The following is a 19461-nucleotide window of genomic DNA, read 5'->3' as shown; positions in this document are numbered from 1 at the left end:
CCTTTGCGTTTGGCCGGCAAGCGCGGCTCTCGTCCGACGCTGCCTTATGTACCACCGCCTCGTCGTCAGTTTTGCCCAATGTCTGCTGCTCCGCCGACCAACAGGAGCACTACGCATGACGAATCGATTGGATACCGCCAGGGACTACCAGCAGGCTGTCGCCGCCGAATTCGATGCGCGGCCGACGCTACGCCAGGTGGCTGGCAGCGAGGCGCTGAAAATTCTTGCCGCGACACATCCGGCGGTGGCCGCCGCCAACATGCCCAACGCCGAACCCATGGTGCTGCTGATTCCACAGATCCAGAGCGATGCTTCGCCGTCCTATCCGTACTGGATCCGACGCCCTCTGGTGGACGCCTTGCTCGATGCCTTGCTGCAGGGCAGCACGCTCCGGACTCTCGGCGTGGAGGGGGGTGAGTTCATGATCGCCTCGAGCGACGAGTATCCGTTCAGGGACGCCCAGGGCCCACTGCTCGACGAGGCCATCTCGATACAAAAACAGCTCGATGAGCTCGATGCATTGTTAAGAAGACTGGTTCAGACCTTTTGTGATGCTCAGGTCGAGTATTGGGCGCAGGCGAGCAGTCTTGGTGCCAGCCGAGATCGCTGGCTGCAGTTGACGATCAAGTCGGCACTTTTGCAGAACCTTCCGTTGCAAGGACTCGATGATCAGCAGCTGGCCTGTGTCCATGGCTTGCTCCGGGGCGCGAAGGCCAGGCCGACCGTCTTCGCTCTCGAGGCACGGCTCGAATGCGAAGGTGCCAGTCATTGCCTGGTTTTGCCGAACCTGCTGGTGCAGGGCGAGTACGATGAGCGCATGGTCTTGCTGTGGTGCGCCCCGTCGAGCGTGGTGCGCGCGTTCGACTCCTTCGAGGCGTTCGCGGCTGCGCTGCATGACGAACTGGCCGAGCAGTATCGCTTCGACCTGCTGACCTGGACTCGCTACGTGTTGCAGGGCGATCCGTTTGCCCAGCAGTCGGCCTTGCTGCTCGAGGCGATGCTCGATGCGATCCGCACCGTTCGCTACTGGCAGTGCTCCGATGCAGGCACGCTGCAAGCGCTGTTCGCCGTCTTGAGCGATCCGGCCCGGGCCTTCATCGCGGGCTACCGCGCCGTGAGCGAACCATCGCTGCCGGTACCGCCCGGTTTGCGCAACGCTTCGGGCGCCGATGGTTTCGCCTGCCAGGCGATCCTGTTCGAGTTGGCCCTGGCACAAGCCGAATCGGCCGGCTGCTCCTCCCGTGACAGCGTCATGGACTTGCACGGCTATGCAGCCCAGCGCCTGCGTCAAGCGCTGCTGGAGGATCACCCCGATGACGCCAACTACCTTCCCGATGATCTTCTGCTGACCTTGAGCATTGCTCGCGCAACGCCGGGTGGTGCTTCGGTCGGCCCAGGCGATGGCGTCGTGGAGACCGCCAAGGTGAGTCTGGTCGACTATGCCATCGGCAAGCTTGGCCGGTTCCAGGACGCGCTGCTGACGACTGTCGAGCACCGGCACGGGCAGTTGATCATGCATTGGCTGAGCACGCGTTATGTGGACGAGCTGGTACGGCGTGTCGACATCGGCGCAAGCTATCCCGCCTATGTGGCACGAAGCATGGACGAAAGCGAAGGCAAGGCCCAGCGGATCGCCTGTTTCGCCAGGGAGTGGCGTTGCGCGCTACTGTCCGCCGCGCTGGAGGCGAAGTTGGCCGGCAAGCTCGACGAGGCAGCGCTGGGATGCCTGCTGGATTACTGTCGCGGCCATCTGGACCGGGATGTCCCAGGTGTCGTGCTCATGCCGCTGGCATTCAGGCCCGATGCAGATGCAGAGCAAGTGGATACAGTGCGTGGCATGTACGTGCTGTTCTCGGCCGAGCCTGCGATGGTAGTCCTGTACAGGCCGCTGCATGCGCAGGAGCCGATCATGATGTTCCAGAGCCTGGAGGAACTGATGAAGGCAATCGCGACCACGGGCGAGCTGCAGGACAGCGTGCTCGACTGGCTGCCTGAGCAGGCTCGCCGCGTCTATGCCCATGGCGGGTTCCTCGAGCCTCATCCGTTGCAGCCGATCCTCGATGACAGCGCATTGTTGCCGAGAACGGGTCCTGCGGTGCTGCATGCGAGCTTCTGGATGCACGACGTGGATGCGAGGCTCTACCAGGCCAATCGCGACTTGCTGGTCGAGCTCGCGGATCGGCAATCGCTTTCCAATCTGGAAAGACGCTGGGCTCTGCTCGTCCAGGGTGCCTGGCTGCTGTTCGACGTGGCAAGCCTGGTGCTGCGCGGGCCTGCCGCGGTAGTCGCCTGGCTGGTACAGGGCGTGGCGGCGTTGCAGAGCGACCTGCCGGCCATTACCCAGGGCAGTACCTTCGAACGCTCCGCCGCGATCGTCGATCTGCTGCTCGGCCTGGGCATGATCCTGCTTCACGCCAGGCTGCCCAGGCGCATTTCCTCCAGCACGTTCCTGGCGGCCAGCACCACGGCGCTTGGCATGATGCCCCGACCGCGACTGACCGTTGGCCAGAGCAAGGCAATGTCACGGCAAGGCGGCCTGCGGCCGGCGCAGGCCCTGGCCGCCCGGCCCGGCATGCACCTGGATTTTTCCTGGCGCGGTGCGCAGGGCTTCAATGCGCTTGCTGCCGCGCAGCGTGAGCGGCTACGCGGGCTGCGTTCGGCCATCGACCTGCGTGGCGCAGCCTTGGAGGATTCCGGCTTGTACAAGGTGGGCGAGCAGTTGTACGTCGCCATGATGAGCGATGTCTACGCTGTCGAGCGGTCCGAAAGCGGTGTTCGCGTGATCGGCGCACAAGGCGAAACGGGGCCATGGCTTCGTTTCGCGTTCGGGGCGTGGCGTGTCGATGCAGACTTGCGTCTGCGCGGCGGCATGCCCAAGAGCCGCGTGCAGCTCAGAAGGGAGCAGAATCAACAGCGTCTCGAAGCGCTCAAGCACAAGGAAGCCGGCCTGATCCAACAGCGCAACGCGCTGGCCAAGACCTTGGGCGCACACCGCAACGTGCTCATGGACAAGGCGGCGCAGATCCTGGATCTCGAAGCCGTGGCGAATCCGGGTGACTTGCAAGCCAGGGAGCTTGCCTTGCTCAAGGATCTGCAAAAGCGCATCAGGGAAACCGTCGTTTACGATCTCAAGGCCCTGATCGATCACGGACTGGTGCATGACCAGACCGTGGCCGAAATCTTCACGCTCAGGCATGGCGAACAGCTGCTCGACGAGGCCGTCAAGACGCATCGCAGCGAGCTGCGGCAGGAGCTGCTGGAATACTGCGAGGTCTTCTACAACGAGATGGTGTCGCTGATCAACGCGGAAAGCCTCGACCAGTTGGCTGATGCGATCGCCATCCATCCCGAGGACGAAGCGGAGATCCAGCAGTACAAGCGCTACCGGGACGCGCTGGAGAAAGTGGTGAAGTGGGAAGCTGACCTGGTCGAGGTGTCCGGCCATTTCGATCGCCTACTGGAAGAGACGCTCAACGATCATTCGATCGTCTTCAGGCATGCCGAGAGCGGTACCAGGGTGTCCAAGCAGCAACGGCTGTCGGAGATCATCGAGAGGCGTCGACTCAATGCCGTCGACCTGGAGTTCCGTCTGCTGCTGGATCTGGGCGAGCTGAGCATCGATCGGCTGGCTGGAGCCGATGAGCGCACGCTCAGGAAGTTCGAGGCTCATCTGGCCGGCGATGCGCTGCACAGCGCAGGTGTGGCGCACGGTGAGCTGGCCGGCAGCGAACTGGGGCTCGAAGAGCGGATCAGCGTCCTCAACGGTGTGCTGGAAGCCTATGAGGAAGCTGCCGTATCGGCGGACTACCTGGGCAGCATAGCCACGCAGACCATTCGTGCGGACAAGCTCGAGCTCTATTGCAAGACGCTGGAAAGGCTCAAGGGCCATGCGGAAAGAGAACTCGAGGAAGCGGTGCGGGAGAAGGAACTGGCTACGCCTCGGCTCAGTCGCCCAGCGATCTATGCAAGTCGCGGAGGCAGGCGTCGGGTAGTCAGGACCCAGCGCGGGCGCAGCGTGGTCGGAACCGAGGTCGTGATAGACGGCATTTCCGTGGTGCAACAGCGTGACTCACGCACCAACCGGGTACTCAAGACCTTTCACCGGCACGGCTCGGAGTGGCTGGAAGATGCAGGCAGCGCGGTGGAGACGCCTGGAACGGGCCAGGAGCCTGATGCCTTGCGCCAACGGGGGCAGGCCTTGATAGCCGAGGTCGAGTCGGTCATCCGCCTGGCCCGCAAGTACGTCAGGACGGATGAACCGCATGGGCTGTCATCGGTCATCGACCTGCATGTGGAAAAGCTGCTCGAGGTGCAGATGAAGCTGCCACGTGGAGAGCTCGACGCGGCCTTGCAACGTGCCCTGGCAGAGGCCATCGAGCGCCTGCAGGCCGCACGCCGCGACCTGCTGATCGGGCTTTACCTGGCGACCAGCCATCCGACGGCCCAAAGCCTGCGCTTTCTCCATGAGCATGGCCAGGTGACCATCACGCGCGCGGGTGCGCGCAGGGCGCTGGGGCCGAACGACTATCTGGATGTCTACCAGATCCGCCGCCAGCCGGCGCCGGGGCAGTCCAGGGGCGAAGGTCTCTGGGAGGCGCATTTCCACTATCTCGAGGCGAGCGCACCGGCCCGGGCATTTCGCAAGGGGCACCTGAAACTGTGGTCGCAGCGCAATCTCGGGCGCGAAGCGCAGTTGCGCGCAGCGTCGACGGGCAGGGACCTGCTGGCCATCTACCGGGGGGACTTGCGGCCCGAACAGGTCGAGGGGCTGATTCCCTTCGAATGATCGGCGCTGTCCCGGCTCAGCGCCCGGGGTACAGACCATGTCGACCATGGGCTGGCATGGCCAGGTTGCCGCGCTCGGCGATCATCTGGCGGATCTCGATCCATTCGATGCCCTGGCTCGCGAGGCGGGGCAGTTCTCGTTCCAGAACCGCGAGGGTCTGCGGGTAGGGATGACCGATCAGCACGGCGGAGCCTTGCCTGCGCGCCAGCTCGATGCCGAGGCGCAACTGCGCCAGGATGGCTTCGGGCGTGCGCACGTCATCGAGAAACACATCGCGGGACACATGGGCCAGGCCGATCGCCTGGGCCTTGGCCGCGGCGACGGTGGCCGCGCTGGTGCGACTGTCGACGAAGAACAGTCCGCGTCCTTGCAGCTCGCGCATCAGCCAGGCCATCGGCGCGGCCTGCGAGGTCATGCGGCTGCCCATGTGATTGTTGAGACCTGCGGCGAACGGCACTTTCGCCAAGGCCGCGTCCAGTCGTCGCGACAGCGCTTCGACCGGCGCGCCTGGATGCCAGGCGTAAGGGCCGGTCGCCGGCTCCATGGGCATGTGCAGGATCACGGTCCTGCCGGCCTTGTGCGCCTGGCGGGCGAAATCGGTGGCGTGGGGCGTATCGGGCATGATCGCCACGGCCACCGGGCCCGGTAGCGCCAGGACCCGGTTGTCGCGCTCGATGTTCTGGCCCAGGTCATCGATGATCAGGCTCAGGTAGGCCTTGGTGGGCGCGGGCGCAGCGTGGGCACTACCCGCCAGCAGCACGGCCAGCAGCAACGACATCAGGCGCATGGGGCGATTCAACTGCCTTTGGTGATGTTCAGGCCCTTGAGCAGGCTCAGGGCCTGGCTGAGCTGGAAGTCATCGTCCTGTGGTCGTTGCTTGCGCTTGCCGCCACCGGACGGCCGATCGGCACCGCCGTTGCCGTTGCCCAGGTGGCCTTGCAGGTCGGCCTCCTTGAAGTTTTCCAGGTCGGCCTCGGCGGTGAGCTTGGCCGGACGCACCTCGATGTCCGGAACGATGCCCTGGGCCTGGATGGAGCGCCCATTGGGCGTGAAGTACAGCGCAGTGGTCAGCTTGAGCGCACGGTCATTGTTCAGCGGCAGCACGGTCTGCACCGAGCCTTTGCCGAAACTGTCGGTACCCATCAGCACCGCACGCTTCTGGTCCTGCAAGGCGCCGGCGACGATTTCCGAGGCCGAGGCACTGCCACCGTTGATCAGCACCACCATCGGCACGCCTTCGCTGGCGTCGGCGGCATCGGCGGAGAAGCGCAGCTCGGAGTTGGCGATGCGCCCCTTGGTATAGACGATCAGCCCCTTGGTCAGGAAATGGTCGGCCACTTCGACCGCCGACTGCAGCACGCCGCCTGGGTTGTTGCGCAGGTCCAGGACGATGCCGCGCAGCTTCTTGCCGTTGTCCTTGCGCAGCCTGGCCAGTGCCTTGCCGACCTCTTCGCCGGTCTTGACCTGGAACTGGGTGACGCGAATGTAGCCGTAGTCGCTTTCCAGCAGCTGGCTCTTGACGCTCTTGACCTGAATGACCGCACGGGCCAGCGTCACGTCGAACGGACTGCCGCCGTCGCGAACCAGGGTCAAGGTGATCTTTTCGCCGATCTTGCCTCGCATCTTGTCCACGGCCTCGGTCATGGACTGGCCGCGGGTCGGTTGGCCATTGATCTTGACGATCAGGTCACCCGCCTGGATCCCGGCACGCGAAGCCGGCGTGTCGTCGATTGGCGAAACCACCTTGACGAAGTTGTCCTCCATGCCGACCTCGATTCCCAGGCCACCGAACTCGCCGCTGGTGCTTTCCTGCAGCTCTTGGAAATCCTCGGGGCCGAGATAGGCCGAGTGCGGGTCCAGGTTGCTGAGCATGCCCTTGATGGCGTTTTCCAGCAGAGTCTTGTCGTCGACCGGCTCCACGTAGGCGGCCTTGATGCGGTCCATGACTTCGGCGAAGGTGCGCAGTTCATCCAGCGGCAGTGGCGCCTTGGCGGTGACCTCGGTGGCCGGGACCGAAGCCGACCTGGCCGGCTCGGCGGCGAGGGCGGCTGGCCCACCGAGCGCCAGGGTCATGGCCAGGGCCAGTTGAGAGAGGCGAGGCGAATGCAACATGTCGAACGAACTCCTGATCCTGGTATCGCTCCCGCGGGAGCATCGGTGCGGCCAGTGCCTGCGTCACACCGTCTGATGAACGAATACGCCTTCTAACCTCGACACCATTGCGCCGGATCGCTCGGGCGGCCCTGCTGGCGGATGGCGAAGTACAGCCCCGCGCTTTCCTGGCCACCACTGTTGCCTACGGTGGAAATCGCTTCGCCGGCCTTGACGATGTCGCCAGCGCTCTTGAGCAGGCTCTGGTTGTGGCCATACAGGCTCAGGTAGCCATTGCCGTGATCGAGGATGACCAGAAGCCCGGCACCGCGCAACCAGTCGGCGAAGACCACGCGCCCGCCATGTACGGCACGTACCCGGCTGCCCAGTGGCGCGCCGATCATCACGCCATCCCACTTGGCCCTGGAGTCGCCACCTCGGGCATCGCCGAAGCGCGCCAGCAATCGACCATCGACCGGCCATGGAAGTTTTCCCCGCGCGGCAGAAAAAGCACCGCCATAGGTCTCGCCACCACTGCTCACCCGCGGGCCGGCGGCGCTGCGTGGCGGGCGCGGCGTCTCGGCGTCGCGGCTGGCCAGTGCCTCGCGCTCGCGTCTTTCCCGTTCCTGGCGAGCGAGCAATGCACGCTGGCGCGCTTGCTCGGCTTCGCGAGCCTGGCGGGCCAAGGTTTCCTCGATGGTCTTGAGCACGCGGCTCAGTTGCGCCTGGTCCTGCTGGCGGGCCTGCAGCTTGCGATCGCGGTCCTTCATGTCGTTGTCGAGCCTGGCCAGCACCTGCCTGCGCTCGCTGCGTACCTGTTCGAGTTCCTGGCGACGGCTGTCGAGGTTGCCGCGCTGGGCCAGCAACTGGGCTTGCTGGCGAGCGATGTCCTGCTCGACGCCGGCCAGCTCGTGCAGCGTCTCGTTGAAGGCGTGCAACTGTTCCAGCCGCGCCTTGCTCAGGTAGTCGTAGTAGGTCAGGGTGCGAGCGAACTTCTCCGGGTTCTGCTGGTTGAGCAGCAGCTTGAGGTATTCCTCACGGCCGTTCTGATAAGCGGAACGGGCCTGGATGGCGATCAGCCTCTGCTGCTCAATGCGTGCGCTCTGGAGTTTTTTTTTCTCGATATCAAGGCGCTCCAGCTCGCCTTCGGTCTTTTTTAGCTCTTGCTGCAGTGCCTCCACCTGTTGCTCGAGCTTGCCGATGTCGGTCTCGGTGGTCTTGAGGTCCTTCTGCACGCCGGATTTCTCTGCCTGCAGCTTGTCGAGCACTTTCTTGAGTTCGGCGATATCCTGACGCGTGGCTTCCAGCTGTTGCTGGGTCTGCGCGCGCTCGTCGGCGAACGCCGGGCTCAGCAGGCAGGTCAGGGCGAGAGGGATCAGGGCGCGAAGCATGGACTGGGCATACCGGGGATGGAGTTCGGCCTAGTATGCCCGCCATGGCGCGCAAAAAAAACGCTTCGCTGTATCAGCGGCACGCCTGCGGTCGCCAATGCGAAGACCAGAGACGAATCAGTGCGCTGGCCGGTATGCCCGTTCCGCATCGACCGGCCGCGATGGGGGCGCGACGCCCCCGCGAGGCTGATCAGGCATCGACCAGGATCGAGCTCCCGGTCATCTCCGCGGGCTTTTCCAGCCCCAGCAGCTTGAGCATGGTCGGTGCCACGTCGGCCAGCACGCCACCCTCGCGAACCTTGAGGTTGCGCTTGCCGACGTAGATGAACGGTACCGGCTCGGTGGTGTGCGCCGTATGCGCCTGTCCGGTGCACTCATCTTCCATCTGCTCGACATTGCCGTGGTCGGCAGTGATCAGCGCCTCGCCACCGACTTTCTCGAGCGCCTCGACGATGCGGCCCACGCAGGTGTCGAGCGCCTCGACCGCCTTGACTGCCGCTTCGAACACGCCCGTGTGGCCAACCATGTCGCCGTTGGCGTAGTTGACCACGATCACGTCGAAGCGCTGCTGCTCGATGGCCTCGACGATACGGTCGGTCACCTGCGGGGCATTCATCTCCGGCTGCAGGTCATAGGTGGCGACCTTCGGCGATGGGATCAGGATGCGCTCCTCGCCTTCGAACGGTTCCTCGCGACCACCCGAGAAGAAGAAGGTGACATGGGCGTACTTCTCGGTCTCGGCGATCCGCAGCTGGGTCTTGCCATGCTTGGCCAGGTACTCGCCCAGGACGTTGTCCAGACTCGCCGGAGCGAACGCCGCTGGCGCCGGGATCTTGGCCGAATACTGGGTCAGGCCGATGAAGGCGGCGAGCTTGGGCATCCGCGCACGCGGGAACTCGGCGAAGTCGGGCTCGACGAACACGCGTGACAGCTCGCGGGCACGGTCGGCGCGGAAGTTCATGAACACCACGGCGTCGCCGTCCTCGACCTTGGCCGCCTCGCCGATGCGCGTGGCCTTGACGAACTCGTCGCTCTCGTCGCGCGCATAAGCCGCTTCGAGGCCGGCGAGAGCGCTGTCGGCGCTGTATTCGGCCACGCTGTCGACGATCAGGTCGTAGCCTGCGCTGACACGCTCCCAGCGGTTGTCGCGGTCCATGGCGAAATAGCGGCCGATCAGGCTGGCGATACGGCCCTTGCCCAGGCGCGCGAAGGTGTCGTCGAGCAGCTCGATGGAAGCCTTGGCACTGCGGGGTGCGGTATCGCGGCCATCGAGGAAGGCATGCAGGTAGATCTTTTCGGCGCCGCGGCGCGCAGCCAGCTCGACCATCGCCACCAGATGGTCCTGATGGCTATGCACGCCACCGTCGGACAGCAGCCCGAGCACGTGGACCGCCTTGCCAGCTGCCACGGCCTTGTCCACCGCTTCGGTGAGCACCGGGTTGTCGAAGAAATCGCCATCGCGGATGGCCTTGGTCACTCGCGTGAAGTCCTGGTACACCACGCGCCCTGCGCCAAGGTTCATGTGCCCGACTTCCGAGTTGCCCATCTGGCCGTCCGGCAACCCGACATCCATGCCGGAGCCGGAAATCAGGCCATGCGGCCGGGTTGCGCGCAGGCGATCGTAGACCGGCGTGCTGGCCGCGTGGATGGCGTTGTATTCAGGGCTTTCGCTGTGGCCGAATCCATCCAGGATGATCAGGACCAGGGGTTTGGGCGTGCTCGTCATCGATCCCACTCGCGCTTGTCAAAGATGATAAAGACACGCATTTTAGGGCAAATTCGCCAAGGTTGACGAATATTCCTCCTGCATTCGGGCAGGTACCGACAAACTGCCGGTCGTCGAGAGCCCGACCTGTCCTTCGGACTTTGGCCCATCTGGGGCGAAGTGTATACTGGCCGGCATTTTCAATCGCCTGGAACACCCCGATGGTTGCTAACCTGATTCAATTCGCGACAAACCACTTCATTCTGGTGGCGATCTTCTTCGTTCTGCTGATCCTGCTGTTGGTCAATGAAATCCGTCGCGGCGGTCAGAGCCTGAGCAACGGCCAGCTGACCGCGCTGGTCAACGCCGACAAGGGCGTGGTCATCGACATCCGCCCGGCCAAGGAGTACGCCACCGGCCATATCGTCGGCGCGCTCAACATCCCGCAGGACAAGTTGGCCAAGCGCATGCCCGAGCTGGAGAAACACAAGTCCAAGACCTTGATCCTGGTCGACAGCATGGGCCAGCATTCCGGTACGCTCTGCCGCGAGCTGCTCAAGTCCGGCTTCACCGCAGCCAAGCTCAGTGGCGGTGTATCCAGCTGGAAAGCCGACAACCTGCCATTGGTGAAGTGATATGAAACCCGTCATCGTCTATTCCAGCGACTATTGCCCCTATTGCATCCGCGCCAAGCAGCTGCTCAACAGCAAAGGCGTCGCCTTCGAGGAAATCCGGGTCGACGGCAAGCCGCAGCTGCGCGCCGAGATGAGCCAGAAGGCAGGCCGCACCTCGGTTCCGCAGATCTGGATAGGCGACACCCATGTCGGCGGTTGCGATGACCTCTTTGCCCTCGAGCGGGCCGGCAAGCTTGACGGCTTGCTCCAGGCCTGACGCACGTTCGCCCCAAACATCAGAAAGGATCTGCCATGACCGACCAACAGAACAACGGCGCAGCCGAAGACAACTCCCCGCAATTCTCGATGCAGCGCATCTATGTGCGCGACCTTTCGTTCGAGGCACCGAAAAGCCCGGCGATCTTCCGCCAGCAATGGGAACCGAGTGTTTCGCTGGACCTCAACACCAAGCAGAAGACGCTCGAGGGCGACTTCCACGAAGTGGTGCTGACCCTTTCGGTTACCGTCAAGAACGGCGAGGAAGTGGCCTTCATCGCCGAAGTCCAGCAGGCCGGCATCTTCCTGATCAAGAACCTTGACGCGGCCTCGATGAGCCACACCCTGGGTGCGTTCTGCCCGAACATCTTGTTCCCGTACGCACGCGAGACCCTCGACAGCCTGGTCACCCGTGGCTCGTTCCCGGCGTTGATGCTTTCGCCGGTCAACTTCGACGCCCTGTATGCCCAGGAAATGCAGCGCATGCAGGAAGCTGGCGAGGCACCGTCGCTGCAGTGACGTGACGCCGCGTGCTGGGCAGAAAAGCGCCTTGCGGGGCGCTTTTTTCATGGCCGTCGGACAGGGACCCGGTGCTTGCGGCAGGTTCAGGCAAAGCCTTGTTGGCGCCAGGCCTCGTAGACCGTCACGGCCACGGTGTTGGACAGGTTCAGGCTTCTGCATCCTGGCTGCATCGGCAGGCGTAGACGCTGCTGCGCGGGCAGGTTGTCGAGGATCTCGGTGGGCAGCCCACGGCTTTCCGGGCCGAACAACAAGGCATCGCCTGGCTGGAAGGCGACTTCATGGTACGGATGCGAGGCTTTGGTGGTGAAGGCGAACAGGCGTGGCTGGCCGAGGCTTTCCAGGCAGGCGGCCAGGCTCTCGTGACGCTTGAGCGTGGCATACTCATGGTAGTCCAGCCCGGCGCGGCGCAAGCGCTTGTCGTCCAGCTCGAAGCCGAGCGGCTCGATCAGGTGCAGGTCGCAGCCGCTGTTGGCACAGAGCCGGATGATGTTGCCGGTGTTGGGCGGGATTTCTGGTTGAAAAAGGATGACATGAAACATGCACGGCTCCAGGCATGAAGATGACGCGCATTCTACCCCTGAACCGGACCCGCGTTCTAAAGCCTGGCCACGGGTGCTGCTCTCCCTGGCCCTGTTCGGCATGCTGGTGGGCTTGATGATTGGCCGCCTGACCGCGCCCGAGCCACGACTGCTGGAGCGTGTCGAGGTCGTCGAGAGTGGCTTGGACCTGTGGTTCAACGAGGCGCCGAAGCTGCATGGCGAAACGGTGGATGGCACCTTGGCGCTGGTGTTCGAAGCCCAAGGCAAGGCGCGCCGTGGACAGTTGCGCATGCAAGGCAAGCCGGTTGGCTGGCAACTGCGCGAGAGCGACCATGGCATGCTGTTGACGGTGGTCGCCGCGCGTCCTCTGCAGGGCGAATGGAGCCTTGCAGAGGAGGCGGGGCGCTGGCGGGTGCAGGTGAGGCTGCACGAATAAAAGAGGGGATATCCTGGCCTGCCTGTACCAGGGTCCCCGAAACTGGAGATACCTGACTTAATGCAGGTGCCGTGCCAGTTTCGCAATGGCCCTGTAATCAGGGTTTGCGGGTTGTCGCAGGGGAGGGCCAGGGGAAATATTGCCTTCTGGCAGTGCAGCAGGCACAGGATCGGTGCAATGTGGCTGGAATCACACCCGCTAGAGCGGTGGCCGCCGGACCGGCCGCGATGGCCCGCAACGCGGCCCCAGGGTCTGCCAGACCTCTCGCCGACACGGCCCGCACGGGAGCAATTGGCTTTCTAGTCTGCGGATCCTGGGACCGCTCGTGCCCTGTCGCGGCACAGCGGCCGTTACACGCGAGGTGTGCTTCCAGCGCCATCGGTGGGTGTTTGCAGCGCGCGACGCGAAACAATCGCTCGGATCCACCTCGATCCCGACGGCTCAATGTTACTCGCCGTCGTCTTCGTCCGTGCCATCGACCTTCATGCCCAGTTCCTTGATCTTGCGTGTCAAGGTATTGCGGCCCCAGCCCAGCAGCACGGCGGCATCGCGGCGGCGGCCGGCGGTGTGCTTCAGGGCGGTCTCGATCATGATGCGCTCGAAGCTGGGCACGGCGCTGTCCAGCAGGTTGGACTGGCCACGCGCAAGCGCCTGGTCGGCCCACTGGCGCAAGGCTTGCTCCCAATTGGTCACCGGTGCGGTGTCCTGCGGCAGGTTCAATAGCTCCGGTGGCAGGTCGCCGATCAGCACTTCGCGGCCAGAGGCCATGACCGTGATCCAGCGGCAGGTGTTTTCCAGCTGACGGACGTTGCCTGGCCAGGGCAGGTTGCGCATGAACGCCTCGGTTTCCGGCTTGAGCAGCTTGGGCTCGACCGCCAGTTCCTGGGCGGCGCGCCCGAGGAAGTGACGAGCCAGGGTAGGGATGTCTTCACGCCGGTCGGCCAAGCGCGGGATATGGATACGGATCACGTTCAGGCGATGGAACAGGTCCTCGCGGAACTTGCCGGCCTGGACCAGGGTTTCCAGGTTCTGGTGAGTGGCCGCGATGATACGCACATCGACCTTCACCGGTACATGCCCGCCGACCCGATAGAACTCGCCGTCGGCCAGGACCCGCAACAGTCGCGTCTGGGTATCGGCGGGCATGTCGCCGATTTCGTCGAGGAACAGCGTCCCGCCGTCGGCTTGCTCGAAACGTCCGCGGCGCAGGTTGGCCGCGCCGGTGAAGGCGCCTTTTTCGTGCCCGAACAGCTCGGACTCCATCAGGTCCTTGGGAATGGCTGCCATGTTCAGGGCGATGAACGGAGAGGCAGCCCTCGGGCTGTGTCGGTGCAGGGCATGGGCGACCAGCTCCTTGCCGGTACCGGACTCGCCGTTGATCAGCACGGTGATGTTGGAATGACTGAGTCGGCCGATGGCCCGGAACACTTCCTGCATTGCCGGCGCCTCGCCGATGATTTCCGGGGTGCGGGCTAGGCTGGGTGGCGCGGCGAGACCTTGCTGTTCCTGGGCATGCTGGTTGGCGCGCTTGACCAGCGAGACGGCTTCGTCGACGTCGAACGGCTTGGGCAGGTACTCGAACGCCCCGCCCTGGTAGGACGCCACGGCGCTGTCAAGGTCGGAATGGGCGGTCATGATGATGACCGGCAGGCGGGGATGCTGCTCACGGATCTGGGCCAGCAGGTCCAGGCCACTGGTGCCAGGCATGCGGATATCGGAAATGATCACGTCCGGTTGCTGTCTGGCCAGGCGGCCCATGACCCCGTCGGCGCTGTCGAAGCTCTGGGTGGTCATGCCTTCCTGTTGCAGGGCTTTTTCCAGGACCCAGCGGATCGAGCGGTCGTCGTCGACGATCCAGACGGTTTCACTTCGGCTCATGAGGCTGTGGCTCCTTGTTCCAGGGGCAGGAAGATCGAGAAGGTGGTATGCCCGGGATGGCTCTCGCATTCGATCAGACCCTGGTGCTGGCTGATGATGTTCTGGGTGATGGCCAGGCCCAGCCCGGTGCCGTCCGGGCGTCCGCTGACCATGGGATAGAAGAGGGTGTCCTGCAGTTCCGGGGCAATGCCAGGGCCGTTGTCGATGATCTCGACACGAGCCACCAGGCGGTGCCGCGTGTGACCGATGGTGAACTGCCGCATGGCCCGGCTGCGCAAGGTGATGCGCCCCAGGCGCAATTCGTTCTGGCCGCCGATGGCCTGCATGGCGTTGCGCACGATGTTGAGCACGGCCTGGATCATCTGCTCGCGATCGATGAGGACATCCGGCAGGCTCGGGTCGTAGTCGCGGGCCAAGGTGATGCCGCCCTGGCTTTCCGCTTCCACGAGGCTGCAGACACGCTCGAGCACTTCATGAATGTTGGTCAGCGCCAGGGAAGGCAGCTTGTTCGAGCCGAGCATGCGGTCGACCAGATTGCGCAGGCGGTCCGCCTCTTCGATGATCACGTTGGTGTAGTCGCGCAGTTCGGCGCTGGGCAGCTCTCGGGCCAGCAACTGCGCGGCCCCGCGGATACCACCCAGGGGGTTCTTGATCTCGTGGGCCAGGCCACGGACCAGCATCTTGGTGGTTTCCTGCTTGGAGAGCTGGGCTTCTTCCTTGGTGATGCGCAGCAGCCGGTCGCGCGGATGAACCTCGATCAGCAGCAACGTCTGGCCCTGGTTCAGGATTGGCGTGACGGCGTAGTCCACGGTGAGGGTCTGCCCCGTCAACGATGTCAGCTGGGCCTCGCGCTTGGTGAAAGGGTGCGCCTGCTCGACGGCCTGGCGCAGCGAGTTGAGTGCCTCGGCCGACTCGGTGAACAGCTCGCTGATGAACTGGCCATGGCTGCGTTGGCCGCTGACGGCCAGCAGCATTTCCGCGGCCGGGTTCATGTACTCCAGGCGCAAGGCGCCGTCGAGCAGGAGGGTCGCGGTGGTCAGGTTGTCCAGCAAGAGACGGTGCAGTGCATCGCTGATGGTCATGGGGCGTCGTTGACCTCTTTTGGCACATGGATGCCTCGGTATGGACCGTAGGCGAACGCGCCGACAATCCGCTGATGCTGGAAAAATGCAAGAACCAAACCAAGGCTCCGAAACGAAGCGAGGTTTTTAGGAAAAGACCTCTATTCGGGCATGTCCCGGTGTCGAAGGCCCTGACGGCATGACAAGACGCCCCGTAATGAATTTTCTAGCCATGGAAGTAGTCGGAGAATGCACTATTTTGGAGCATTTTCGGCCAAGTGAGCTTGGCAAAGTCGTCCAGTGGCACGGGCCAGCGCAACCTGCCTGAGCATGTCGTCCGAACGCTCTGCCAAGGCAGCGGCCAGTCGCTCCTGGCATTGCGGCCAGCTCTGCTGGTCGAAGCGGGCAAGCTCGTCAAGCAGTTGGTGCTGCAATCGGTCCAGTCGCGGGCGCAAGACCTGGCCCAGGTCCTGCCGCTCGAGGGCCGGCGCTTCACCCAGGGCATGCCAGCGCGACAGCAAGGTGTACTGCACCAGCTTGCTGGCTTCCATCTGGTCGACGAAAAAGTCTTCTGCCCGATCAGGCGCCAGGTCATGGTCGGCTGCTGCCAGGCGAACCGCGGCGATGACCTGGCGCTCCCGTTCGCTGGCCTGGACCGGCTGGCCAAGGTCCCATTTGTGCAATGCAACGATATCGGCCAGTTCCAGGCGTCGCTCGATGGTATCAAGCAGGGGCGTGATGGTTGGGTCGGCAGGTGCGGTAGTGGCGCAGCCAGCCAGGGCGAAAAGAACAAGCGAGCAGGCAGGAAAGGTCGGGCGCATGATGGAAACTCCAGGTCAGAAGTTCCGAGTCTGCTCCGTGGATCAGGCCATACCAGTCGGCGCTTTCCCGTATGCTTGTCCGAAAAGCAAGAACGGCCTCCAATGGAGGCCGCTCGCGGATGCATCGAACGCCTGGCGTCGCCTACATCAGACGCTGTAGTACAGGTCGTACTCCAACGGGTGGACGAAGGTGCGGACCTTGATCTCTTCCTCGGACTTCAGCTCGATGTAGGCATCGATGAAGTCGTCGGAGAACACGCCGCCCTTGGTCAGGAATGCACGGCCCTTGTCCAGTTCTTCCAGGGCTTCCTTCAGGCTGCCACAGACCTGCGGGATTTCCTTGGCCTCTTCCGGTGGCAGGTCGTACAGGTTCTTGTCGGCGGCATCGCCAGGGTGAATCTTGTTCTGGATGCCATCCAGGCCGGCCATCAGCAGGGCGGCGAAGCACAGGTACGGGTTGGCGGCCGGATCCGGGAAGCGGGCTTCGATGCGGCGGGCTTTCGGGCTGGACACGTACGGGATGCGGATCGAGGCCGAACGGTTGCGTGCCGAGTAGGCCAGCATGACCGGGGCTTCGAAGCCTGGCACCAGGCGCTTGTAGGAGTTGGTGGACGGGTTGGTGAAGCCGTTCAGGGCCTTGCCATGCTTGATGATGCCGCCGATGAAGTACAGGGCGGTATCGGACAGGCCGGCGTAGCCTTCGCCAGCGAAGGTGTTCTTGCCTTCCTTGGAGATGGACATGTGCACGTGCATGCCCGAGCCGTTGTCGCCATACAGTGGCTTGGGCATGAAGGTCGCGGTGCGGCCATAGGCATCGGCGACGTTGTGTACGCAGTACTTGAGAGTCTGTACTTCGTCAGCCTTGGCCACGAGGGTGTTGAACTTGACGCCGATCTCGTTCTGGCCGGCAGTCGCTACCTCGTGGTGGTGCACTTCGACGACCTGGCCCATCTCTTCCAGGGCATTGCACATGGCAGTGCGGATTTCATGATCGTGGTCGACCGGCGGCAGGGGGAAGTAGCCGCCCTTGACGCCCGGACGGTGGCCCTTGTTGCCACCTTCGACGGCCTGGTCGGTCATCCAGGAGCCCTGCTCGGAGTAGATCTTGAACATGGCGCCGGAAATGTCGGACTTGAACTTCACTTCGTCGAAGATGAAGAACTCCGGCTCCGGGCCGACGAAGACGGTGTCGCCGATGCCGGTGGACTTCAGGTATTCCTCGGCGCGACGGGCGATGGCGCGCGGATCGCGGTCGTAGCCCTGCATGGTGGAAGGCTCGATCACGTCGCAGACGAGGATCAGGGTCGGTTCTTCGGTGAACGGGTCCAGCACGGCGGTACTGTCATCCGGCAGCAGGATCATGTCGGAAGCTTCGATGCCCTTCCAGCCTTCGATGGAGGAACCGTCGAACATTTTGCCAGCTTCGAAGAAGTCGTCTTCCAGTGCATCGCGAGCTGGCATGGTGACGTGTTGCTGCTTGCCTTTGGTGTCCGTGAAACGCAGATCAATCCACTTGACGTCATGATCCTTGATGAGTTGAACCGACTTCGACATGTTGTCCTCCGGATGGTCTAGGGCACGGTGGGCCGCTACCCTGGAAAAAGGTTGCCGCTGGGCGCGCATAGTCGGCCAAGCTTACCTGCCTCACAAGGGAGCAAATTGCATGCCAGTGCCCGAAAATGGCCAGGTTGCGCCATGTACGTGCTTGCGCACGGCATCTCGGTGCAAAACGGCCGACTGGATGCACCCTTTGGATGCATTCAAGGCAACATGCGCACCAAAAAAGTGCCATGCCTGCCGTCTGTACAAAAGTTGCTCAAAGCTTGAGCAATTTCCGCTATAATTCGCGCCCCCCATTTTCGGCAGGCATGCGCGCGCTGTTTTCATGAAACTCATCGTCAAAGTCTTTCCAGAAATCACGATCAAGAGCCGGCCGGTGCGCAAGCGCTTTATCCGCCAGCTCGGCAAGAACATTCGTACCGTGCTCAAGGATCTCGATCCGCAGCTCGCGGTCGAGGGTGTCTGGGACAATCTCGAGGTGAACACCTGCGTCGAGGATGAAAAGGTTCAGCGCGAAATGATCGAGCGCATGACCTGCATGCCCGGCATCGCGCACTTCCTGCAGGTCGAGGAATACCCGCTGGGCGACTTCGACGATATCGTCGCCAAGTGCCGGGAGCACTTCGGCCACCTGCTGGCCGGCAAGCGCTTCGCCGTTCGCTGCAAGCGCGGTGGCCATCATGGTTTCACCTCGATGGACGTCGACCGTTATGTCGGTAGCCAGCTGCGTCAGCAGTGCGGTGCCGCCGGCATCGACCTGAAACATCCCGAGGTCGAAGTGCGCCTGGAAATCCGTGACCAACGCCTGTATGTGGTGCATACCCGCCATCCAGGCATCGGCGGTTATCCGCTGGGCGCCCTCGAGCAGACCCTGGTGCTGATGTCCGGCGGCTTCGATTCCACCGTCGCGGCCTACCAGATGATGCGCCGCGGGCTGATGACGCACTTCTGCTTCTTCAACCTCGGCGGCCGAGCCCACGAGCTGGGCGTGATGGAAGTGGCCCACTACCTGTGGAAGAAATTCGGCAGCAGCCAGCGCGTGCTGTTCATCAGCGTGCCCTTCGAGGAGGTGATCGGCGAGATCCTCGGCAAGGTCGACAACAGCTACATGGGTGTCACGCTCAAGCGCATGATGCTGCGCGCCTCGGCGCGCCTGGCCGATCGCCTGGAAATCGACGCGCTGGTCACCGGCGAGGCCATCTCCCAGGTATCCAGCCAGACCCTGCCGAACCTCGCCGTGATCGATCAGGCTACCGACAAGCTGGTGCTGCGTCCGTTGCTGGCCAGCCACAAGCAGGACATCATCGATACCGCCTACCAGATCGGCACCGCCGAATTCGCCAAGCACATGCCTGAATACTGCGGCGTGATCTCGGTGAACCCGACCACCTGCGCCAAGCCGCACCGGGTCGCCCGCGAGGAAGAGCAGTTCGACATGGCCGTGCTCGAGCGCGCCCTGGAGCGCGCCCGCTTCATCTCGATCGACAATGTCATCGACGAACTGGGCAAGGACGTGGAGATCGAGGAAGTCGCCGAGGCCCTGCCAGGGCAGATCGTGATCGACATCCGCCATCCCGATGCCCAGGAAGACGAGCCGCTGGTGCTCGAGGGCGTCGAAGTGCAGGCGTTGCCGTTCTACGCGATCAACAGCCGCTTCAAGCAGCTCGATGCCAACCGCCAGTACCTGCTTTATTGCGACAAGGGCGTCATGAGCCGCCTGCATGCGCATCATCTGCTCAGTGAGGGACATGCCAATGTGCGTGTTTATCGTCCGGCATAAG

The 19461-nt window shown here is 63.5% G+C and carries 15 protein-coding genes; 6 read left to right on the top strand and 9 right to left on the bottom strand.

What is annotated here, in order from left to right:
• The first annotated feature begins 115 nt into the window (after positions 1-115).
• A complete protein-coding gene (locus ACY8GK_RS14300) occupies positions 116-4786 on the top strand; it encodes a dermonecrotic toxin domain-containing protein (protein WP_462401487.1) in 4671 nt (1556 codons plus the stop codon).
• A 16-nt stretch (positions 4787-4802) separates the two neighbouring features.
• Here ACY8GK_RS14300 and ACY8GK_RS14295 read toward each other — a convergent pair whose 3' ends face one another.
• The 4 genes from ACY8GK_RS14295 to gpmI form a co-directional block, all read right to left on the bottom strand.
• Positions 4803-5573 (bottom strand): divergent polysaccharide deacetylase family protein, encoded by a 771-nt coding sequence (locus ACY8GK_RS14295; RefSeq protein WP_462401486.1) that lies wholly within the window; start codon positions 5571-5573, stop codon positions 4803-4805.
• An 8-nt stretch (positions 5574-5581) separates the two neighbouring features.
• Positions 5582-6898 carry a S41 family peptidase gene (locus tag ACY8GK_RS14290; RefSeq protein ID WP_196175729.1) on the bottom strand — a complete coding sequence of 439 codons (1317 nt, stop codon included), beginning with the start codon at positions 6896-6898 and terminating at the stop codon, positions 5582-5584.
• A gap of 92 nt (positions 6899-6990) precedes the next feature.
• The gene (locus tag ACY8GK_RS14285) at positions 6991-8268 is read right to left on the bottom strand and encodes a murein hydrolase activator EnvC family protein (RefSeq protein ID WP_196175731.1); all 1278 of its coding nucleotides are present in this window, start codon (positions 8266-8268) and stop codon (positions 6991-6993) included.
• A gap of 190 nt (positions 8269-8458) precedes the next feature.
• The gene (gpmI, locus tag ACY8GK_RS14280; RefSeq protein ID WP_462401485.1) at positions 8459-9994 is read right to left on the bottom strand and encodes a 2,3-bisphosphoglycerate-independent phosphoglycerate mutase; all 1536 of its coding nucleotides are present in this window, start codon (positions 9992-9994) and stop codon (positions 8459-8461) included.
• A 200-nt stretch (positions 9995-10194) separates the two neighbouring features.
• Between gpmI and ACY8GK_RS14275 the strand changes: the two genes are divergently transcribed.
• Genes ACY8GK_RS14275 through secB form a run of 3 tightly spaced genes read left to right on the top strand, consistent with a single transcriptional unit; the run spans position 10195 to position 11382 of the window.
• Complete coding sequence (locus tag ACY8GK_RS14275; protein ID WP_196175735.1) at positions 10195-10608, top strand: rhodanese-like domain-containing protein; 414 nt, start codon at positions 10195-10197, stop codon at positions 10606-10608.
• A gap of 1 nt (position 10609) precedes the next feature.
• Positions 10610-10864, top strand: a complete 255-nt coding sequence (gene grxC / locus ACY8GK_RS14270; RefSeq protein WP_196175737.1) for a glutaredoxin 3 — start codon at positions 10610-10612, stop codon at positions 10862-10864.
• A gap of 35 nt (positions 10865-10899) precedes the next feature.
• Entirely contained in the window at positions 10900-11382 is a 483-nt protein-coding gene (gene secB, locus ACY8GK_RS14265) for a protein-export chaperone SecB (RefSeq protein WP_196175739.1), read from the top strand.
• 86 nt (positions 11383-11468) lie between these two features.
• On the opposite strand, the gene trmL is transcribed toward secB, so the two are convergent.
• A complete protein-coding gene (gene trmL / locus ACY8GK_RS14260) occupies positions 11469-11924 on the bottom strand; it encodes a tRNA (uridine(34)/cytosine(34)/5-carboxymethylaminomethyluridine(34)-2'-O)-methyltransferase TrmL (protein ID WP_196175741.1) in 456 nt (151 codons plus the stop codon).
• Between trmL and ACY8GK_RS14255 the strand changes: the two genes are divergently transcribed.
• Positions 11923-12360: a hypothetical protein gene (locus ACY8GK_RS14255; RefSeq protein WP_196175743.1), complete on the top strand. Its 438-nt coding sequence runs from the start codon at positions 11923-11925 to the stop codon at positions 12358-12360. The two genes, trmL and ACY8GK_RS14255, sit on opposite strands and share 2 nt — an antisense overlap.
• A 447-nt stretch (positions 12361-12807) precedes the next feature.
• Here the strand turns inward: ACY8GK_RS14255 and ntrC are convergent, their stop codons facing one another.
• From ntrC to glnA, 4 genes are all read right to left on the bottom strand, one after another.
• The gene (ntrC, locus tag ACY8GK_RS14250) at positions 12808-14238 is read right to left on the bottom strand and encodes a nitrogen regulation protein NR(I) (protein ID WP_196175745.1); all 1431 of its coding nucleotides are present in this window, start codon (positions 14236-14238) and stop codon (positions 12808-12810) included.
• Positions 14235-15320, bottom strand: coding sequence for a nitrogen regulation protein NR(II) (gene glnL, locus ACY8GK_RS14245; protein ID WP_196175747.1), 1086 nt, complete (start codon positions 15318-15320; stop codon positions 14235-14237). The genes ntrC and glnL overlap by 4 nt, the downstream gene beginning before the upstream one ends.
• A gap of 233 nt (positions 15321-15553) precedes the next feature.
• Complete coding sequence (locus ACY8GK_RS14240; protein WP_196175749.1) at positions 15554-16120, bottom strand: chorismate mutase; 567 nt, start codon at positions 16118-16120, stop codon at positions 15554-15556.
• Positions 16121-16267: 147 nt separating this feature from the next.
• Positions 16268-17674 carry a glutamate--ammonia ligase gene (glnA, locus tag ACY8GK_RS14235; RefSeq protein ID WP_196175751.1) on the bottom strand — a complete coding sequence of 469 codons (1407 nt, stop codon included), beginning with the start codon at positions 17672-17674 and terminating at the stop codon, positions 16268-16270.
• Positions 17675-18005: 331 nt separating this feature from the next.
• Between glnA and thiI the strand changes: the two genes are divergently transcribed.
• Positions 18006-19460 (top strand): tRNA uracil 4-sulfurtransferase ThiI, encoded by a 1455-nt coding sequence (gene thiI / locus ACY8GK_RS14230; RefSeq protein WP_196175753.1) that lies wholly within the window; start codon positions 18006-18008, stop codon positions 19458-19460.
• The last annotated feature ends 1 nt before the right edge of the window (position 19461 follow it).

Source organism: Pseudomonas sp. Marseille-QA0332, assembly GCF_054950175.1.
The sequence above is the reverse complement of the archived record's forward strand: the minus strand, read 5'-3'. Positions and strand labels throughout refer to the sequence as shown.

What these genes read in the sequence shown, in the direction of transcription:
- glnL (WP_196175747.1), bottom strand. Translation starts at nt 15,320, where the DNA reads ATGACCATCAGCGATGCACTGCACCGTCTCTTGCTGGACAACCTGACC.
- ACY8GK_RS14255 (WP_196175743.1), top strand. Translation starts at nt 11,923, where the DNA reads ATGCACGGCTCCAGGCATGAAGATGACGCGCATTCTACCCCTGAACCG.
- glnA (WP_196175751.1), bottom strand. Translation starts at nt 17,674, where the DNA reads ATGTCGAAGTCGGTTCAACTCATCAAGGATCATGACGTCAAGTGGATT.
- gpmI (WP_462401485.1), bottom strand. Translation starts at nt 9,994, where the DNA reads ATGACGAGCACGCCCAAACCCCTGGTCCTGATCATCCTGGATGGATTC.
- thiI (WP_196175753.1), top strand. Translation starts at nt 18,006, where the DNA reads ATGAAACTCATCGTCAAAGTCTTTCCAGAAATCACGATCAAGAGCCGG.
- ACY8GK_RS14290 (WP_196175729.1), bottom strand. Translation starts at nt 6,898, where the DNA reads ATGTTGCATTCGCCTCGCCTCTCTCAACTGGCCCTGGCCATGACCCTG.
- secB (WP_196175739.1), top strand. Translation starts at nt 10,900, where the DNA reads ATGACCGACCAACAGAACAACGGCGCAGCCGAAGACAACTCCCCGCAA.
- ACY8GK_RS14295 (WP_462401486.1), bottom strand. Translation starts at nt 5,573, where the DNA reads ATGCGCCTGATGTCGTTGCTGCTGGCCGTGCTGCTGGCGGGTAGTGCC.
- grxC (WP_196175737.1), top strand. Translation starts at nt 10,610, where the DNA reads ATGAAACCCGTCATCGTCTATTCCAGCGACTATTGCCCCTATTGCATC.
- ACY8GK_RS14285 (WP_196175731.1), bottom strand. Translation starts at nt 8,268, where the DNA reads ATGCTTCGCGCCCTGATCCCTCTCGCCCTGACCTGCCTGCTGAGCCCG.
- trmL (WP_196175741.1), bottom strand. Translation starts at nt 11,924, where the DNA reads ATGTTTCATGTCATCCTTTTTCAACCAGAAATCCCGCCCAACACCGGC.
- ntrC (WP_196175745.1), bottom strand. Translation starts at nt 14,238, where the DNA reads ATGAGCCGAAGTGAAACCGTCTGGATCGTCGACGACGACCGCTCGATC.
- ACY8GK_RS14300 (WP_462401487.1), top strand. Translation starts at nt 116, where the DNA reads ATGACGAATCGATTGGATACCGCCAGGGACTACCAGCAGGCTGTCGCC.
- ACY8GK_RS14240 (WP_196175749.1), bottom strand. Translation starts at nt 16,120, where the DNA reads ATGCGCCCGACCTTTCCTGCCTGCTCGCTTGTTCTTTTCGCCCTGGCT.
- ACY8GK_RS14275 (WP_196175735.1), top strand. Translation starts at nt 10,195, where the DNA reads ATGGTTGCTAACCTGATTCAATTCGCGACAAACCACTTCATTCTGGTG.